17 protein-coding genes are annotated in these 17,340 nt (G+C 35.3%); 14 read left to right on the top strand and 3 right to left on the bottom strand.

Features of this window, described 5'->3' with window-relative positions:
* Window positions 1-132 precede the first annotated feature (132 nt).
* The 6 genes from BLT48_RS04845 (at window position 133) to BLT48_RS04820 (ending at window position 4,351) form a co-directional block, all read left to right on the top strand.
* Entirely contained in the window at window positions 133-351 is a 219-nt protein-coding gene (locus BLT48_RS04845) for a hypothetical protein (protein WP_035023651.1), read from the top strand.
* A gap of 140 nt (window positions 352-491) precedes the next feature.
* Window positions 492-647, top strand: a complete 156-nt coding sequence (locus tag BLT48_RS13825; protein WP_176944074.1) for a hypothetical protein — start codon at window positions 492-494, stop codon at window positions 645-647.
* 49 nt (window positions 648-696) lie between these two features.
* On the top strand, window positions 697-1,083 hold the full coding sequence (locus BLT48_RS04840) for a putative periplasmic lipoprotein (protein ID WP_089975774.1): 387 nt from the start codon (window positions 697-699) through the stop codon (window positions 1,081-1,083).
* Between the two features lie 940 nt (window positions 1,084-2,023).
* Window positions 2,024-3,103, top strand: coding sequence for a S66 family peptidase (locus BLT48_RS04830; protein WP_089975768.1), 1,080 nt, complete (start codon window positions 2,024-2,026; stop codon window positions 3,101-3,103).
* A gap of 148 nt (window positions 3,104-3,251) precedes the next feature.
* On the top strand, window positions 3,252-3,971 hold the full coding sequence (locus BLT48_RS04825) for a pseudouridine synthase (RefSeq protein ID WP_035023646.1): 720 nt from the start codon (window positions 3,252-3,254) through the stop codon (window positions 3,969-3,971).
* Window positions 3,972-4,069: 98 nt separating this feature from the next.
* Window positions 4,070-4,351: a DUF503 domain-containing protein gene (locus BLT48_RS04820; RefSeq protein ID WP_089975765.1), complete on the top strand. Its 282-nt coding sequence runs from the start codon at window positions 4,070-4,072 to the stop codon at window positions 4,349-4,351.
* 46 nt (window positions 4,352-4,397) lie between these two features.
* Here BLT48_RS04820 and BLT48_RS04815 read toward each other — a convergent pair whose 3' ends face one another.
* A complete protein-coding gene (locus tag BLT48_RS04815) occupies window positions 4,398-5,240 on the bottom strand; it encodes a glycosyltransferase family 8 protein (RefSeq protein WP_089975762.1) in 843 nt (280 codons plus the stop codon).
* Window positions 5,241-5,492: 252 nt separating this feature from the next.
* Here BLT48_RS04815 and BLT48_RS04810 point away from each other — a divergent pair, with 252 nt between their 5' ends.
* From BLT48_RS04810 to BLT48_RS04800, 3 genes are all read left to right on the top strand, one after another.
* Window positions 5,493-5,915 (top strand): VOC family protein, encoded by a 423-nt coding sequence (locus BLT48_RS04810; RefSeq protein ID WP_089975759.1) that lies wholly within the window; start codon window positions 5,493-5,495, stop codon window positions 5,913-5,915.
* A 309-nt stretch (window positions 5,916-6,224) separates the two neighbouring features.
* The gene (locus tag BLT48_RS04805) at window positions 6,225-6,653 is read left to right on the top strand and encodes a DUF1801 domain-containing protein (protein ID WP_035023639.1); all 429 of its coding nucleotides are present in this window, start codon (window positions 6,225-6,227) and stop codon (window positions 6,651-6,653) included.
* Window positions 6,654-6,676: 23 nt separating this feature from the next.
* Window positions 6,677-7,552 (top strand): DegV family protein, encoded by an 876-nt coding sequence (locus BLT48_RS04800; RefSeq protein ID WP_089975757.1) that lies wholly within the window; start codon window positions 6,677-6,679, stop codon window positions 7,550-7,552.
* A 69-nt stretch (window positions 7,553-7,621) separates the two neighbouring features.
* Here BLT48_RS04800 and BLT48_RS04795 read toward each other — a convergent pair whose 3' ends face one another.
* A complete protein-coding gene (locus tag BLT48_RS04795; protein ID WP_089975754.1) occupies window positions 7,622-8,968 on the bottom strand; it encodes an MATE family efflux transporter in 1,347 nt (448 codons plus the stop codon).
* 224 nt (window positions 8,969-9,192) lie between these two features.
* Between BLT48_RS04795 and BLT48_RS04790 the strand changes: the two genes are divergently transcribed.
* The 3 genes from BLT48_RS04790 to BLT48_RS04780 all read left to right on the top strand — a co-directional run bounded on the left by BLT48_RS04790 (window position 9,193) and on the right by BLT48_RS04780 (window position 13,118).
* A complete protein-coding gene (locus tag BLT48_RS04790; protein ID WP_089975751.1) occupies window positions 9,193-10,455 on the top strand; it encodes a mechanosensitive ion channel in 1,263 nt (420 codons plus the stop codon).
* A gap of 511 nt (window positions 10,456-10,966) precedes the next feature.
* The gene (locus BLT48_RS04785; RefSeq protein ID WP_089975748.1) at window positions 10,967-12,457 is read left to right on the top strand and encodes a DUF1538 domain-containing protein; all 1,491 of its coding nucleotides are present in this window, start codon (window positions 10,967-10,969) and stop codon (window positions 12,455-12,457) included.
* Window positions 12,450-13,118 (top strand): P-II family nitrogen regulator, encoded by a 669-nt coding sequence (locus BLT48_RS04780; protein WP_035023629.1) that lies wholly within the window; start codon window positions 12,450-12,452, stop codon window positions 13,116-13,118. The genes BLT48_RS04785 and BLT48_RS04780 overlap by 8 nt, the downstream gene beginning before the upstream one ends.
* A 685-nt stretch (window positions 13,119-13,803) precedes the next feature.
* Here the strand turns inward: BLT48_RS04780 and BLT48_RS04775 are convergent.
* Entirely contained in the window at window positions 13,804-14,436 is a 633-nt protein-coding gene (locus tag BLT48_RS04775; protein ID WP_176944073.1) for a hypothetical protein, read from the bottom strand.
* A 239-nt stretch (window positions 14,437-14,675) separates the two neighbouring features.
* Here BLT48_RS04775 and BLT48_RS04770 point away from each other — a divergent pair, with 239 nt between their 5' ends.
* Together BLT48_RS04770 and BLT48_RS04765 are read left to right on the top strand one after the other, a co-directional pair.
* Window positions 14,676-16,139, top strand: coding sequence for a UDP-N-acetylmuramoyl-L-alanyl-D-glutamate--2,6-diaminopimelate ligase (locus BLT48_RS04770; RefSeq protein WP_226776614.1), 1,464 nt, complete (start codon window positions 14,676-14,678; stop codon window positions 16,137-16,139).
* Between the two features lie 64 nt (window positions 16,140-16,203).
* A complete protein-coding gene (locus BLT48_RS04765; RefSeq protein ID WP_089975739.1) occupies window positions 16,204-17,334 on the top strand; it encodes a carbohydrate kinase in 1,131 nt (376 codons plus the stop codon).
* The last annotated feature ends 6 nt before the right edge of the window (window positions 17,335-17,340 follow it).

Genomic DNA, 17,340 nt, shown 5'->3' with positions numbered 1-17,340 from the left:
ATTAAGCGGTTTGCTAAATCCTTTATTAATTCTATTATCCCATATTTTGATGAAGCTTTGTAGAACGGATCAGTTTACAATTTGCAACTAGTGGTTGCATGTACTCATTAAATAAAGAGGAGCGTGAACGTTTTGGATGAAAGAGAAGAAATTGGAATTTGTTATAAAGAGGACTTGTATACAGAACTTGTGTACATCGATAAAGAGGAAAAAGATTCAGTGTTAAAAATTATAATGGACGAAACGATTGATGTTTTTAAAATAGCGGACAAAGAAATCAAAAAAAGTGAATTGGATAGTTTAATGTTTGAAGGAATGACAATTCAATTTTATGAACAAGAAGAATTTTGATGAGCCTATAAACATTGCTACTACAAGGATGCAACTGCTGGTTGCTACTATGTAAACTAATAGGTTCTTTTAAAAGAAAGACTTTTCATAGATAATTTAGAAAGTAAAAAGATTCAGGAATTATCTATGGGGGAGTTTAAGTGAAAAAAATAAAGAAATCACAATGGTATCTCTATTTCTCTATTTTAATTTTTGGAATAGCGATTTTTGAACTATTGAAACAAAGACTTGGCTTAGGATATGCTCTAATAGCCATTGGATATTACTTGCTTCGCAAATCGGATTTTGAGAAGTAAGATTTGGCTAAAGCTAAATAAAAATGAATGTTCAAAGGAGCATCTCTATATGAAAAATTTGATTTTACTTCTTTTTTGTTCACTCGTCTTGATTGGTTGTGGAAATAATAACGAGACAACTATTCAGGAAGTAAATCCAATCTCAAATCTCGAGCCAATTTCAGATAATCCAGGGGATGTGACCATAGTCTCTGAAAAGTCAGGAATAACCTATGCCATTTTTAATTCGGTTGGTCCAACAGTTGATGCAAAGATTACAGAAGATGGAGATAAATTAACGATAGCTTTTACAGATACAGTATTACCAGAAGAAGCGGATGACTATTATACACCGCTCTATTATGAAATTAATGTGGATAAAGATTATGATCACGAGTACTTAATTGTATTATTGAATGGTGAAGATGCTATATTAAATAGTTTAATCATACAATAAGCTACGTTATATACAATAGTCATCTGAAGTATAAGTAAATAAATAGGCGATTTTGATAAGTGCGTATGAACGGATTAGTGAACTAATTAAAAAAGAAGCGATTAAGCAGTTGATCAAATGATATGTATGAAAAATGGGCATATTTGTTGTAGAAGTAAAACTGAATCAGTTAAAATATAAAAAGATATCAAGAGTCATTTTAAAGTGAAAATAAAATAATTTCGTTGATTTGATAACGCTAACATATAAACGTAGAGGTGTAAAATGATTGAAGATTTTGTAGATTCTATCCTATTCATTTTAAAAATTCTTTTGGCTCTATCTTTAACAACAATCACACAGAGTCATATTCCACAACTTGATTTTTTGACAGTAAGCAACAACTTTTACGTTTGGGGCTACTTTTTAATTCTTTATTGCGGTTACTTTTTTATTGTATCTAAGGTGATTTCATATTTTTACGATATCGATTGAGATTATCTTTAAACTGAAAGATACTACTCTTCGTCAAATAGCGTTGATAGAAGAAAACAACATTTCTTCTGGAATAGACGGGTTTGCTTGTGGAGAGCCATGGAATCACCTGAAGCCTAAAAGTCATAGTCTTCAGACTTTCAAGCCTTAAACAAAGCGTAATTGCCAACGCTTTGTAATTCGCATTGAATTCTTTTCATGGCTACAAGCAAACCCTATTCCATCAGAAATTTCGTGCCATTAATTTAACTAAGCTATCAACACTAAAAAGTATAGAGCCAAAGAATGCGTCTGCTACATAAAGTAGCGGACGTATTTTTAATAGCATTTAGAACAAGGTGTCAAACTAACACTAAAAATAAAAAATCATCTAATAAAATGCTATTTTTAAAGAAGTTTGGTATATTATTAAAAATACATATAATAATTTTAGAACTATTTTAGAACTAATAGAAGGAGGGAAATGATGATAAAACCTTATTCGTTAAAGAATGGAGATAAAGTAGCCATAGTTAGTCTTTCGAGTGGTATTTTAGGCGAGGAATCTTGTGCGCATCAATTAGAATTAGGGGGAAAACGCTTAGAGGCTTTAGGATTGAAGCCCGTATTGATGACGAATACACTTAAAGGAGTAGACTATCTAAGAGATCACCCTAAAGCGCGAGCACAAGATCTAAAAGACGCTTTTAAAGATCCAACTATTAAAGGCATTATAGCGGCAATTGGAGGCGACGATACTTATCGATTGCTGCCCTATTTATTGGAAGACGAAGAATTTATACGAAATGTACAAGAGACGCCTAAATTATTTACAGGGTTTTCTGACACGACAATAAACCATTTGATGTTTTACAAATTAGGTATGGTTTCGTTTTATGGACCAAGCTTTATTACAGATATAGCTGAATTAGCAAATCATTTGTTGCCATACACAAAAGAAACATTACAAGGTTACTTTGAAGGTCATGAACAACAAGAAATTCGTTCCAGTAATTTATGGTATGAAGAGCGTACTGATTTTTCTAGAAAAGCTTTAGGGCAAGATCGGATGCAGCATGATGAAAAGTATGGTTATGAAGTTTTGCAAGGAACAGGAACCTTTTCTGGTCCTTTGCTTGGAGGTTGCGTGGAAAGTCTCTATGATGTGTTGGCAGGAGAACGGTACTCAGATGAAGCAGAGATTTGTAAAAACTATCAATTGTTTCCTTCGTTAAAGGAATGGACAGATAAAATTTTATTTTTAGAAACAAGTGAAGAAAAACCGACTCCAGATGCCTTAAAGAAATATCTGGAAACGTTAAAGCAAACGGGTATTTTTTCTGTTATTAGCGGATTGATTATTGGAAAACCACAAAATGAGGCGTATTACGAAAACTATAAAGAAATTTATTTAAAAGTGATTAATGATGAAACATTGCCTATTCTATATAATGTTAATTTCGGACATGCTTATCCTAGATGTGCGTTACCTTATGGTGTCAGTGCAACAGTTGATCTCGATGAAAAGATCATTTTGTTAGATGAATCTTATTTTCAAAATTCATAAGAACGGAACAAACAACGACTAAAAAGAAATTTGTTCCATTAAGATGTTTTGATTGTCTCCTTAGAAGACGATAGATCATACATTGACAAATAAGAGAGCTGTGCCGTATTCTATAACTATAAACAGATAAAGTAGAAGGAGCAATCGAATGCGGCTAGATAAATTATTGTTTGAGACAGGATTCGGTTCACGCCGTACAGTTAAACGATTGATTAAAAGCAAACAAGTTCAAGTAAATGGAAAAATTGCACTAGTGGATAACCTTAATGTGGACCCGCAGTTACAAGAAGTTAGTGTTTCTGGAGAACGCATCCTTTATCAACCACATGTCTACTATATGCTGCACAAACCAGCCGGTGTAGTGAGTGCAGTAACTGACTTGTCAAATCAGACGGTTATTGATTTAATAGAACCTTCCCAACGCGTACCCGGATTATTTCCGGTAGGACGACTGGATAAGGATACTGAGGGATTGCTTTTACTGACAAATAACGGGCAGTTGGGTTATCAGTTGCTGATTCCTCAAAAAAAAGTGGTAAAGTGTTATGAAGCTGTTGTTAATGAACGAGTCACTAGTGACGACCAATATGCATTTGCTTCCGGAATTGTGTTTGATGGGGGCGTTAAATGTAAACCAGCAAAATTGACCATTCTTAGCCAAAGTGATACTGAAAGTAAAGTGTTAGTGGAGATTAGCGAAGGAAAGTTTCATCAAGTTAAGAAAATGTTCTTATCGGTTGGGAAAAAAGTCATCTACCTTAAACGGCTTTCGATAGGTCCGCTGCAACTCGACAATACATTGCCATTAGGCTCTTACCGAGCGTTGCATTCAGAAGAGCTAGCTGCATTAAAACCTTACTTTAAATGATTTTTAATCGGTATTAGTCTAATGAGCTGGAATTTCATCTGTCATTTGATTAGTACAACTCGATATCAAAATAAAAATGTGTTTAAGGGAGACTCAATATGGTTATTATAGGTATGAAAGTATCTTTTCTCATCTACCATTCGTATTCTTTAAAAAACAAACGCAGTGTAATAAAAAGCATTATCAAAAAAACACAGAATAAGTTTAATGTCAGTATTTCTGAAGTTGAAGCGTATGATACAATCAATCAAGGCGTCCTGGGAATTGCTGTGGTAAGCAATAATCGAATCGTATGTCAGCAAACACTGGATCAAGTAATTCAAGAGATTGAAGATAACGGAGAAGTTGAGATCCATTCAATCGAACGAGAAGAACTATAAAAAATGAGACAGAGGAATTAAAATCTCCTCTGTCTCATTTTTATTTTTAACCTTCGTCTTCCATAGGGAATGGCGTTTCAGCTCGTACATTTAAATACTCATCTCGGTAAGGATGATCTGATTCACTTTGCCAAGGCTTAACATGTCCGCTGTAGTGAATTAAAGCCGGTTCATTGCGTGCCTCAGTATATTCTTGGTTCCCAATTTTTGTAGGATGTTTTTGTTCTTTCGTAATAATGTAAGCTTGTGCGTTCCATCGTGGATGAAGGACTAACCAGCGATCATGTAAGATAGCATTCAATGCATCTTGATCATGAAATCTTAACTCATCTGAGTTATCAGTAGCGAATTTTAAAACTTGCTCTGATATTTTTTCAGCACGCCATTTTTCGATATCAATAATCATCATGCCCGAATTAAAATACGTATTGGATTCTGCATCAATTTCCATAGCGTCTAACCGTTCATGGAAACCTGCATCTTCAACAGCTGCTAATAGGTTATCACCTAGATCAATATTCCAAATGTTTTCAACGTCTTCTTTAGCAATAATGTCACAGTCAAGATAAATTGCTCGTTTGATATCTGTATGTTTCAAATAATTCGGTATCGCGATTCTGAAATAAGCTGTTTTAGGAATACGGTCACTCTCAACCATATCTTCAAATGTCAATGTATCAATTTGCAAATAGCTAATTGAGGCATTGTATTCGTTGACCATGCGGTTTAAAGCATCTTTAGAAGTTAATGAAATATTGTCATCAATAACATAAAAGTTAATTCTGGTTTCATCTTTTTTAGTTTTTAAAATAGATAAAAATAAAGTAGCCAAATGTGGAACGAATCCGTCATCTGTAGCTGAAACGATTGTAATATCTGAATCTATCATGGTATTTTTCTCCTTTTGAGCACTGAACGACTTAATTGCGTTCTAGTTTTAAGTGCCAGTTGATGTTAATAAGTGATTTAATCATAATCTTTTGACACTAAAGAATCAAACAAAACGCCTATCTTATAACAAATCGTGTAAAAAAGAAGACCAGATTTTGGATAATAATGATCATTACGATTATACTAATGGTGAATAAATTTTAGTCAAATAGGAATAGATACCAAGCTAGATATAAGGGAGGTGTGGAAAATGACTGTTGGAGTAGAAGCAATTTTTGTTAATCTGCCTGTTAAGGATTTAACAAAATCAATGAATTTTTTTAAAGCACTTGGATTTAAATTTAATGAGGAGTTTACAGATAATAAGGGAGCAAATATGATTATCTCTGATTCGATTTTTGTGATGTTGCTAACGGAAGAGTTCTTTACAAGTTTTACCCACCTAGGAATAACAGATACATCAAAAGAAAATGAAGCGATTATCGCTTTACAAGTGAAATCGAAAGATGCAGTTGATGAACTTGTAAATACAGCACTTGCAAATGGAGCCGAAGATAAAACTACTGCTTTAAGTGACGAAGAAGAGGCTATGATGTTCTACCGTCGCTTTAAAGACTTAGATGGGCACTTATGGGAAATCATGTATATGGATATGAGCGCAATGGATATTTAAGTGATAGAAGAAAAAAATCTTCTGGAATAGACGGGTTTGCTTGTGGAGAGCCATGGAACCGCCTGAAGCTTTGTAATTCGCATTGAATTCAATGCAAGCTACAAGCAAAACCTATTCCTTCAGAATTTTCGTGCCATTAATTTGACTAAGCTATCAATACTAAAAAGTATAGAGCCATAAGAAAGAGACATGAGAAGCAAAGTTTTCTCGTGTCTTTTTGGTTATTTTACGAATAAGATAAAATACGGTAGAATGAGAGTAAATGAGACGGTAACTTCTAATTAAACTAATTTGGAAGAGGTGAATGGAATGATTGAAAATAAAACGCAAGAAACGGCAGAAAGTGTCTCGAAGTTTGTGGAAGAAATTGAAGATGAGCAGAAAAGACAAGATGCGCATCGCTTAATCCAGTTAATTAGTGAAGAAACAGGTTATGAACCTAAAATGTGGGGAGCAGCAATTATTGGTTTTGGTCATTACCACTACAAGTACGCAAGTGGACATGAGGGAGATGCAGCTCCAGTTGGATTCTCTCCTAGAAAAGCTCAAATCAGCATTTACCTTTCTCAACCAGATGACGAAAAAAGAGCAGAGAAGTTAACTCGACTTGGCAAGCATAAAATGGGGAAAGGCTGCTTATATATTAAAAAAGTGACCGATATCGATCCGGCTGTGCTAAAAGAACTGATACAAGACAGCGTAAAATATATAGAAGAAACTTACCCGGAGACAAAATAACGGCTAACCAAAGATAAGGCGAGATGAAATTGACAAAATTAATTATTGATACAACTATTGATCGTAACTTAGAAATGGAACAAAAATATGATTTCGAAGTCATCCCACTGAGCATCATACTCGACAACCAATCGTATTTGGATGGCGAAGAAATCACAGTAGACGCCGTTTACGAAGCAATGCGGTCTGGAAAAGTGCCAAAGACTTCTCAAATTTCTTATGAGTCTTTGACAAAAGTACTGGATAAAGGGATTCAGGAAAATGAAGATATGATTTACCTTTCCTTTTCATCAAAAATGTCTGGAACGTACCAATTTGCGCATCAGATTATGGAGGAATACAAAGAGAAATATCCAGAACGAAAAATGGCCTTAGTTGATTCGAGAGGAGGAGCAGGCGGTGGAGCACTTGTTGCGCTACAAGCATTGAAAATGATCGAAGCTGGAAAGCCATTTGACGAGATTGTTCGTCAAATGAAATGGAACATCGATCATGTTCTCTACAAATTTACGTTAAGGGACTTGGACTGGCTGGTTAAAGGCGGGCGCGTAAATAAAACTACGGGATATGTCGGAACAGCGTTAAATATTAAACCGTACTTGATAGTTGACGATGGTTTTATCAAAATGCACAAACTCGTTCGCGGAGAGAAAAAAATCTACAAAAAACTAATTGAAGATGTTAAAAGCGGGCTAGGAAACTTTACGGATCAAACCATTGGGATTAGTCACGGCGATGATGAAGAAACAGCTAGAGCAATTGAGGCGAAGTTAAAAGAAGAATTGCCGGACTGCCAGACTCAAGTATTTCGAATAGGGGCTGTACTAGGCTCTCATATTGGAATTGGTGGAATTGGCGTTTTTTACTTTGATGAACGCCCAGAATGGTATCAAAACTAAAAAAACGAGTCAAGACTAGACGTCTCGACTCGTTTTTTTGGTTACTCTTTAATGAAATCAATTAAATTGTTAAAGCGGGTGCTGAGTCGTTTTAAACTGACTCTTTAAGAAGGTGAATGTCACAACAAAAGCTAATGCTTCAGCAATCGGAACAGCGGTATAAATACCGTAAAGTCCGAAAATAGAAGACAATAGGAGAACTAAAGGAATCAAAAAGATAATTTGACGAGCTAAGTTTAAAAAGCTGGCCAGTTGAACTTTTCCAACTGCTTGAAAATAACTTGCCCATACGATTTGGATACCTACAAGTGGAAAGGCTACTGTCCAGATTCGGATGGCTTCTACTCCTAATGAAACAACAGCAGGCTCCTGGTTGAATAATGTAATAACGAAATCGGGGAATAACTGGAAAACTAAGAAACCTGACGTGCTGATAATTCCGCCAACAATACTACCAATTTTCAATGCTTGCTTCACGCGGTCGGTTCGATCTGCTCCAGTATTGTAACTAATAATAGGCTGTAGACCTTGAACCAATCCTGAAACCATCATAATAATAATAGTTGTTGCACTAGTAATGATACCAGCAACTGATATCGCAATGTCGCCCCCATAAGTAACTAAACTAGCATTGATGACAATATTCAGTACGCTATTTGCGATTTGCAATAAGAATGCCGGTATACCGGTTGTTAAGATATCTTTTACATAGGCAACTTTTAACTTCATGTTTTGGAAAACCAATTTGATATTTGCTCTAGGTCCCAAGAAATAGGTTAATTGCCAGATCATTGAAAGAAACTGTCCGCCAATAGTAGCATATGCTGCTCCTTTCATACCCCAACCGAGTTGAACGATGAAAATGTAATCAAATACGATGTTGAATCCAGCACCAATCATCATACTGACCATAGAAACGCGAGGGTTTCCATCCGCTCTTGAGAAGTTATTCAATGCCATAGCGACACTTTGAAAAACAGCTCCATATAAAATAACGCTCAAATAATCTTTTGCATATGGAAGAACAGCTGTACTTGCACCTAGTAAACGCAAGATAGGTTCAATAAAGGTATTTCCTAAAATCATAAACAATAGTCCAGCAAGAATAGCTAGCGTAACTCCATTTCCTAAAAAGAACTTAGCTTTTTCAGTTTCTTTTCTACCTAAGCTAATAGAGAAACGAGTTGATCCTCCGACACCTACCATAAGGGCAAATGCCAATAAAACCAATGTTACAGGATAAGTAATTGAAACGGCAGCTAGTCCTAAAGATCCTAATACTGGATCATTTCCAATAAAGATTCGGTCCACAATGTTGTAAATTGCATTAACCAGCATCCCAATAATTGCCGGTATCGAAAATTCTGCTAATAATCTTGGAATAGATTCTGTTTCAAGCCGATTTTTTTTGATCATCATGCACCTTCTCTTATTTTATTTATGTAGATACTCCTAAAAATATAACAATGAATGTATTTTTAGTCAATGAAATAAATGAGTTAAAGAGTGGTAGAGTAAGTATTAAACGATTAATGTGTAAAAAAGTGAAATAGATGGTGCATATTATTTTCTTTAAAAAATTACATCCGCTATACTAATAAATGTAAAGATATTAATTAAAAAAAAAGGAGATGTAAAGTATGGACAATGTAACAGATTCAGTTAACTCAGGATTAAATTCATTTTTTGATTTTCTGCCAACATTATTAGGAGCAATTTTATTATTATTACTGGCTTGGATTGTAGCTACACTAGTTAAAAAAGCTGTCCAAAAAGGGTTGAAAGCAGCCGGATTTGGTCGACTATTAACAAAATGGGGTGTAACAAACTCTCAAGAACAAGCGGACACTACCATTGATTCCTTAGCACAAGTACTTTATTTCTTAATTTGGCTATTGTTCTTACCAGGTATTTTAAGTATGTTAGGATTAGATGCAGTTGCACAACCAATTTCAAATATGTTTGATAGTGCATTAAACTTCTTGCCTAACTTATTTGCTGCAGCAGTAATTGTAGCAGTTGGAGTATTCGTTGCTCGCTTTGTTAAAAATCTTGTTTACAACTTAGCATTAACTCTAAATGTTGATAAATGGGTTTCAAAATTCACTAGCCCTGGTTCAGATGCTAATACAACACCTTCTGCTAGCCAAAAGAGTACAATGGCTAAAGTTTTAGGAAACCTTGCATATATTGTTGTTTTAATTCCAATCGTAACCATTGCTTTAGAAACGTTGAATATTGATTCTATTTCACGCCCAATTGTTGGTGTATTGAATCAAGTTCTAGCTGCTATTCCTAATATTATTGTAGCTGTAATTCTATTAGCTGTTGGGGTTGCTATTGCTAAATTTGTCGGTAATTTGTTAACAGATTTACTTTCAAGTTCTGGTATCAATGATTTAACTAAATATGTAAAAAATTCAGGAAATATGAATTTTGATTTAGCTAAAATTATTGGACAAACAGTTACAGTTGTTATCAGTGTATTCTTCGTAGTTGAAGCGTTAAATGTTTTAAACTTAGAAGTTCTAAATTCTATTGGTGCAGCAGTGATCGCGTACTTGCCACTTGTTCTTAGCGCATTGATTATTTTAGGAATTGGTGTTGTAGGCGGAACTGCATTAGGCGGGTTCATTTCAAAATCTACTGGCAATAAATTTGCTGGTGAAATTTTGAAATACATCTTAATTGTTTTATCAGTATTTATGGCTTTAAATCAATTACAATTTGCTACAAGTATTGTTAACTTAGCCTTCATCTTAATCTTAGGAGCTTTGTCAGTTGCCTTTGCAATTGCATTTGGTGTTGGCGGACGCGACTTTGCTAAAAGTCAATTAGCAAAATTAGATAAAAAGATGGAAAAAGAAAATAAATCAACAAACGATCAAGGACCAACTTTATAAAATAAGCATATGAAAAAGACGAACTTCTACTAGTAGAGGTTCGTCTTTTTTCTGTTTAAACAAATCACTTATCCAACAGTAGATATAAGTAAAAATGGTTCTATAATTTTTAGTGTTGGTAGATTTCTAAAATTGATTATACAAAATTTTTGGAGGAATAGGGTTGCTTGTAAGCCTGAAGATTATAAGCTTGGCTCTATATAAGCAAACCCGTTCATTCCAGAAGAAATTTTAGGTTGATGCACCAACTCTATTTGTCATACAACCGTAAAAACAGGCAATCAGATTTTAATTCTAGGAAATCTTATGGTACAATTAAAGATAGGTAATGAAGCAGGTACTTGCATGGATGGTTGATGAAAGCAAAAAATTAAGTTCAGCTTAGAAAAATAGGGCTTTGAGCGGTCAAAAAAGAAGGGTTTAATTTCAATTATTCATCTTTTTGTTTTCTTCAGCAACTCTCATCAGGTAAAGGCATCATGATCAAAGTTAGAAAGGATGTGTCATTTATTTGAATATACTTACAGAAAAATTTAAAGAAGTCTTACTGTCAGTATTGCCGATCGTTGTGATCGTTTTAATACTGAATTTTACCATAGCACCGCTTGAGACTAGTTTATTGTTGCGCTTTTTATTAGGTGCTTTGTTTGTGGTCATTGGGTTAGCCATTTTCTTATTAGGAACGGATATAGGAATTACCCCCATTGGAACCAATTTAGGAAAAGGAGTCGCCAAGAGCAATAAAGTTTGGGTCGTCGTTATCGCCGGTCTTGTGTTGGGATTCTTTATTTCAATCGCTGAACCTGATTTGCATATTTTAGCTAATCAGATTGCGGATGTTACCGGAGGCGTTATCGACAATATGAGCATATTGATTTATGTTTCTATTGGGATCGCAGTCATGATGACCATTGGTTTATTACGAATCGTGTTTAATATTCCCTTATATAAATTATTGACTGGGATCTATTTCGTTATTTTCTTACTAGCACTATTTACATCAAATGAATTCCTAGCAATGGCGTTTGATGCTTCGGGAGCTACTACAGGTGCTTTAACAGTACCATTCATGTTGTCGTTAGCATTAGGAGTATCAACTTTGAAAAAAGATGGGAAAGCATCTGAAAAAGATAGTTTTGGTTTAGTAGCTATCTCTTCTTCAGGAGCCATTATAGCTGTGATGTTGATGAATATTATTGGTGGACAAGATGAGATTTCAGGAAGTTTAGCAGTAGATCTAACAGGATCTAAATCGGTGATTGAACCATTTATTCATCATTTTCCTACTATTACAAAAGAAATCTTAATTGCTTTAGTACCTATTGTCAGTATTTTCTTGATTTACCAAGTCTTTTTCTTGAAATTATCAAAGAAAAAATTAACGAAAATTCTAAAAGGAGCCTTCTATGTTTTTGTTGGTTTAGTTATTTTCTTAGTTGGAGTAAATGCTGGTTTCATGGAAGTTGGAAGTGTGGTAGGATATACTGTAGCTGCATTAGACAACAGCATTTATGTGTTAATTGTCGCCTTTGTATTAGGAATTGTAACCATATTGGCTGAACCGGCTGTTTATGTTTTAACACATCAAATTGAAGATGTCACAAATGGTTATGTTAGAAGAAAAGTAGTTTTAACGGCACTATCCATTGGTGTTGGATTAGCGGTTCTTTTATCAATGATTCGTATCTTAATTCCAGGTTTACAATTATGGCATTTCATTTTACCAGGTTATATTTTGGCCATTGGATTAATGTATGTTACGCCCAAAATGTTTGTCGGGATGGCATTTGATGCTGGTGGAGTAGCTTCAGGACCTATGACAGCAACCTTCATTTTAGCATTTGTACAAGGAGCAGCTGAATCGATTGAAGGAGCAAATGTCTTATTAGATGGATTTGGTATGATTGCAATGGTGGCTATGATGCCAATCATCACGTTAGAAATACTTGGTATAATGTTTAAAATTAAATCTCGTAAGGGAGGACTCCAATCGAATGAGTAACACGATTATTGAAGGTATGGATTATGATTTGTTATTTTTAGTAGTGAATAGCGGGACAGGTAGTAAGGCTCTGCAAATTGCTAAAAAGAATGGCGTATCAGGAGGAACGGTTTTTCGAGGTTTAGGTACAGCGTCTAATTCAGCATTGAAATTTTTTGGACTAGAAGACGTCAAAAAAGAAGTTTTAATCATGGCTGCACGCAAAGAAACTGCTGAAACAGCATTAGATGCCTTAACAGAGAAATTACAATTGAAAAAAAGAAATCGAGGAATTGCGTTTACGATTCCTATCGCGAATTTATTAGGAAACCGAAATTGCATCTACAATACAGATGCTCACGGCAGAAAGGTTGAGGATATTATGCATCAAGCTATTTTTACGATTGTAGATCGTGGACAAGCAGAAGAAGTGATTGATGCTGCTGTTGCAGCTGGATCTCAAGGAGGAACAGTCATTAATGCTCGTGGTTCAGGTAGCCACGAAACAAGCCGACTTTTCTCAATGGATATTGAACCAGAAAAAGAAGTCGTGATGATCCTTACAGAACAACACACCACAGATGCCGTGGTCGCATCCATCAGCAATGCACTAAAAATCGAACAACCCGGAAACGGCGTCCTCTTCACAATGGACGTAACCAACACAAGAGGATTGTTCTAAACCAGGATGCGGAGAGTCCCTGAAAGGCATGCAGTAAAAACAGGAAATCTCAGAGAAGATGTTTCATCTTCGGCGAGATTTATCTTTTTTGCAAAATGACTGGGACTCGCAGCTCAACTAGAAGGATGTGTAGCACACCGTTTAGACTTGACAGAAAAACATTTAGTCGCTGTTGAGATGTTTCATCTTTACAGCGACTTCAAGAGAGAAGCGAAGCGACGTTCTAGGAAACCCGCAGAGGATGTTCCATCCTCGTAGAGTTTACGTTTTTTCCGAAAGTCTGGTGTGCGAAACTCAACTAGAAACCAGGATGCGGAACTTTCCGTTTAGACACGCAGCGATTTTCCGGAATTGAAAGCAAGAGCATCCCGCGCATTGCGTCAATTCAAGAAAATAGCCAAGTGTCTGGGAAGTGCAGCTCAACTAAAAGGATGCGGAACTTCCCGTTTAGACACGCAGCGATTTTCCGGAATTGAAAGCAAGAGCATCCCGCGCATTGCGTCAATTCAAGAAAATAGCCAAGTGTCTGGGAAGTGCAGCTCAACTAAAGGATGCGGAGAGTCCCTGAAAGACATGCAGTAAAAACAGGAAATCTCAGAGAAGATGTTTCATCTTCGGCGAGATTTATCTTTTTTGCAAAATGACTGGGACTCGCAGCTCAACTAAAGGATGCGGAACTTCCCGTTTAGCTCCATATAAAAATAAAAAAACACAAAAAAGATGCTTTATCTTCTTTGTGTTTTTTTATTGATATTAAATTGACAAAGGCTAAATAAAAATTTGCGATCAACTCAGCACCGATTGGCATCTGAGTTGACGTAACGAGCGTTAGTTCAATTAACTCAGAACCAATTGCCATTCGAGTTGAAGTAACGAGCCTCAGTTCGATTAACTCAGCACCGCTTCCCATCTGAGTTGACGTAACGAGCGTTAGTTCAATTAACTCAGCACCAATTGCCATTCGAGTTGAAGTAACGAGCCTCAGTTCGATCAACTCAGACTCGCTTCCCATTTGAGTTGACGTAACGAGCGTTAGTTCGATTAACTCAGCACCGCTTCCCATCTGAGTTGACGTAACGAGCCTCAGTTCGATTAACTCAAACTCGATTGCCATCTCAGTTGATGTAACAATCCTTAGTTCGATTAACTCAGCACCGATTCCCATTTGAGTTGACGTAACGAGCATTAGTTCGACTAACTCAGACTCGATTGTCATCTGAGTTGACACAACGAGCGTTAGTTCAATCAACTCAGCACCAATTCTCATTTGAGTTGAAGTAACGAGCCTCAGTTCGATCAACTCAGACTCGATTCCCATTTGAGTTGATGTAACGAGCCTTAATTCGATCAACTCAGAATGGAAACCTGAGTAATTTGTTATTTTTTAATTAAACAAAGGTAAGTAAATTGAAATAAAGCGCTATCTAGGTTAAGATAATGAATATCTACTGGATAATTTAACCAAAAAACTATTTTGTGATGAAAATGATTAAACATACGTAATCGTATAAATTTGCTTTGTTTCCTATCAAAGGAAAAGAGGGGAAGCTGATCACAATGAAAATTACAGATATACTAACAATGGGTCATTTAGAATACAGCGACACCTTGGATCAGTCACTAAAAGTGAAGGGAATTACTGATAATTCAAATGAAATCAAACCGGGCTATGTTTTTATTGCAGTAAAAGGATATAAAAAAGATGGACATATCTATATTCAGCAAGCAATTACTAATGGAGCTATTTTAATTATCGGAGAAAATGAACTTATGGATTTAGAAGTTCCTTATCTAAAAGTAAAAAACGCCCGAAAGGCTCTAGGGCAAGTCGCGAAATTATTTTATAGAGACCCCTCAAAAGATAAAATTATGATAGGAATTACTGGAACAAATGGCAAAACCACTATTAGTTTTTTTATTAAACATCTATTAGAAAAACAAGGTTATAGTGTTTCCTCGATTGGCACCATCTATAATGAAATCAACGGTAAAAAAATTCAAACGATTAATACAACCCCTAATGCGAAAACAATCAATCAATTATTAGTGGCATCAACAGATCAAGTTGTTGTTATGGAAGTCTCTTCTCAAGGACTGGAACAAGATCGTTTAGAAGGAATTCAATTTGATTATGCTCTATTTAATAATTTACAGCATGATCATCTGGATTATCATAATACTATGGAAGAATATTTTGAATGCAAGGCGTTATTGTTTCAAAAGCTTAAACCAAATGGAACAGCAATCATTAATAGTGATGATAGTTGGGGGATAAAACTAATCGAACGTTTGACTGCAGAAGGTAAAAAGATTCTAACAGTGGGCGAACAGTCATCTAACGATAGTCAAATTTTAAGTAAAAAACTAAACAGTGTATTAGTAATGCATAAAACTAAAAGGTATAATCTACGTACACCATTACCAGGAATGCATAACTTGTATAATTTGACTATGTCCAGCTGTGCAGCCCACGAGTTAGGCGTTCCGTATGAAAAGATTGAACCGTATATGTCAGACTTCACAGGTATTTCAGGACGATTTGAACTCTTTTATTTAGAAAATAGAGTCACAGTAGTTGTCGATTATGCGCATACACCGGATGCTCTAGAAATAGCAATCAATACAGCAATCACTAATGGAGCAAATCATGTTATCACAGTATTTGGATTTGCAGGTAACCGTGATACGTCTAAGCGAAAAGCAATGCTTGAAAATGTGACTCGCTTGAGCAACTCGTCTATTCTAACCGTAACAGAACTTTTTGGTTCATCGATTGATAAATTATACGAAGATTATGTAATGATTCAAAAAGAATGCCAAGTAGAAGATTCAACAAGTATCATTATGGACCGAACAATTGCTATTCAAACAGCTATTGAAAATGCCCAATCAGGCGACTGGGTTTTATTATTAGGGAAAGGGCACGAGCAGTACAAAGAAAATTATGCATTAAACACAAAATCTGATCAAGAAACAGTTCTATACTTACAAAAAAATAAATTATCAATTTCAGATCATTAATGAGTTAATGTAACTAATAATTGATCAGCAGCCAAAAAATGCAACTCAGGAAGGAAAACATACAATGAGCCTTAATGAAAAGGAAAAATTGATTTTAGAAACGATACGCGAGAATCCATTTATAGCACAACTAGAATTGGCAAATATGATTGGTTTGTCCCGTTCCGCTACAGCAAATCTCATTTCAGGACTTGTAAGAAAAGATTATTTGTTGGGAAAGGCATACGTGTTAAATGATGAAGAACCTATTATTTGCATTGGTGGAGCAAATATTGATCGCCGATACCTAGTCAAGGATACCTTAATTCAAGGAACATCAAATAATGTACTATCAAGGACTAATGTTGGGGGAGTAGCACGTAATGTTGCTGAAAATTTAGGTCGTCTAGAAGAAAAAGTAATGTTGTTTTCGGTTGCTGGGAATGATTCAGAATGGAAGATGATTGAAAGTCATTCGGAACATTTTATGAATATTAAAGCTGTCGATACAATAGAAGGATGTCCTACTGGAACATTTATGGAAGTAATCGATGAGAACGGGGAAATGGTTCTAGGTTTAGCTGAAGTGGATATTTTTGAGAAAATGACTCCTGATTGGATCAATAAACACTTATCTGTCTTAAAACGCTCAAAGTACATCATTATCGACTTAAACTGCCCTAAGGAAACAACTGAATTTTTGACTAGTTTTGCTGTTAAATATGATGTCCCTATTGTGCTATTAACTGTATCTGTTCAAAAGTTATCGAATCTTCCAAACTATTTAAATGGAATAAAAATGCTGATTACGAAAACCAGTGAATCGGAAGCTCACTTTAACATGAGTATTAAAACTGATGAAGAGTTAATACATGCTGTGAAAAAATGGTTGAATAATGGAAAAGGACCTGATCACGTTTTCATTTCTAAAGGAAGCACCAAAATTGCGTATGGATCTCAAAAAGAGGGTATCCATATTTTTAATTACTCAAGCGAACAAAATGACCATTATACATGGGGAATGAATGAAGCTTTTTGTGCGGGATTGGTATTTAATCGTCTACAGGGAGAATCTTTATCTGAAAGCATTAAGCTTGGTTTAACAAATGCTTATCATACTTCTCAATCTCTGTATGTCGTACGACCTAATTTATCTAAAAATCAATTGCAAAATGAATACAATGGATGCTTAGTTGATAAAGTATTTTACAAATAAATAAAT

This window comes from Carnobacterium viridans (genome assembly GCF_900102725.1).
Taxonomy (GTDB): Bacteria; Bacillota; Bacilli; order Lactobacillales; family Carnobacteriaceae; genus Carnobacterium_B; species Carnobacterium_B viridans.
The sequence above is the reverse complement of the archived record's forward strand: the minus strand, read 5'-3'. Positions and strand labels throughout refer to the sequence as shown.

Coding starts and splice junctions, on each gene's coding strand:
- BLT48_RS04840 (WP_089975774.1), top strand. CDS start 697: ATGAAAAATTTGATTTTACTTCTTTTTTGTTCACTCGTCTTGATTGGT.
- BLT48_RS04830 (WP_089975768.1), top strand. CDS start 2,024: ATGATAAAACCTTATTCGTTAAAGAATGGAGATAAAGTAGCCATAGTT.
- BLT48_RS04825 (WP_035023646.1), top strand. CDS start 3,252: ATGCGGCTAGATAAATTATTGTTTGAGACAGGATTCGGTTCACGCCGT.
- BLT48_RS04820 (WP_089975765.1), top strand. CDS start 4,070: ATGGTTATTATAGGTATGAAAGTATCTTTTCTCATCTACCATTCGTAT.
- BLT48_RS04815 (WP_089975762.1), bottom strand. CDS start 5,240: ATGATAGATTCAGATATTACAATCGTTTCAGCTACAGATGACGGATTC.
- BLT48_RS04810 (WP_089975759.1), top strand. CDS start 5,493: ATGACTGTTGGAGTAGAAGCAATTTTTGTTAATCTGCCTGTTAAGGAT.
- BLT48_RS04805 (WP_035023639.1), top strand. CDS start 6,225: ATGATTGAAAATAAAACGCAAGAAACGGCAGAAAGTGTCTCGAAGTTT.
- BLT48_RS04800 (WP_089975757.1), top strand. CDS start 6,677: ATGAAATTGACAAAATTAATTATTGATACAACTATTGATCGTAACTTA.
- BLT48_RS04795 (WP_089975754.1), bottom strand. CDS start 8,968: ATGATCAAAAAAAATCGGCTTGAAACAGAATCTATTCCAAGATTATTA.
- BLT48_RS04790 (WP_089975751.1), top strand. CDS start 9,193: ATGGACAATGTAACAGATTCAGTTAACTCAGGATTAAATTCATTTTTT.
- BLT48_RS04780 (WP_035023629.1), top strand. CDS start 12,450: ATGAGTAACACGATTATTGAAGGTATGGATTATGATTTGTTATTTTTA.
- BLT48_RS04775 (WP_176944073.1), bottom strand. CDS start 14,436: ATGGGAATCGAGTCTGAGTTGATCGAACTGAGGCTCGTTACTTCAACT.
- BLT48_RS04770 (WP_226776614.1), top strand. CDS start 14,676: ATGAAAATTACAGATATACTAACAATGGGTCATTTAGAATACAGCGAC.
- BLT48_RS04765 (WP_089975739.1), top strand. CDS start 16,204: ATGAGCCTTAATGAAAAGGAAAAATTGATTTTAGAAACGATACGCGAG.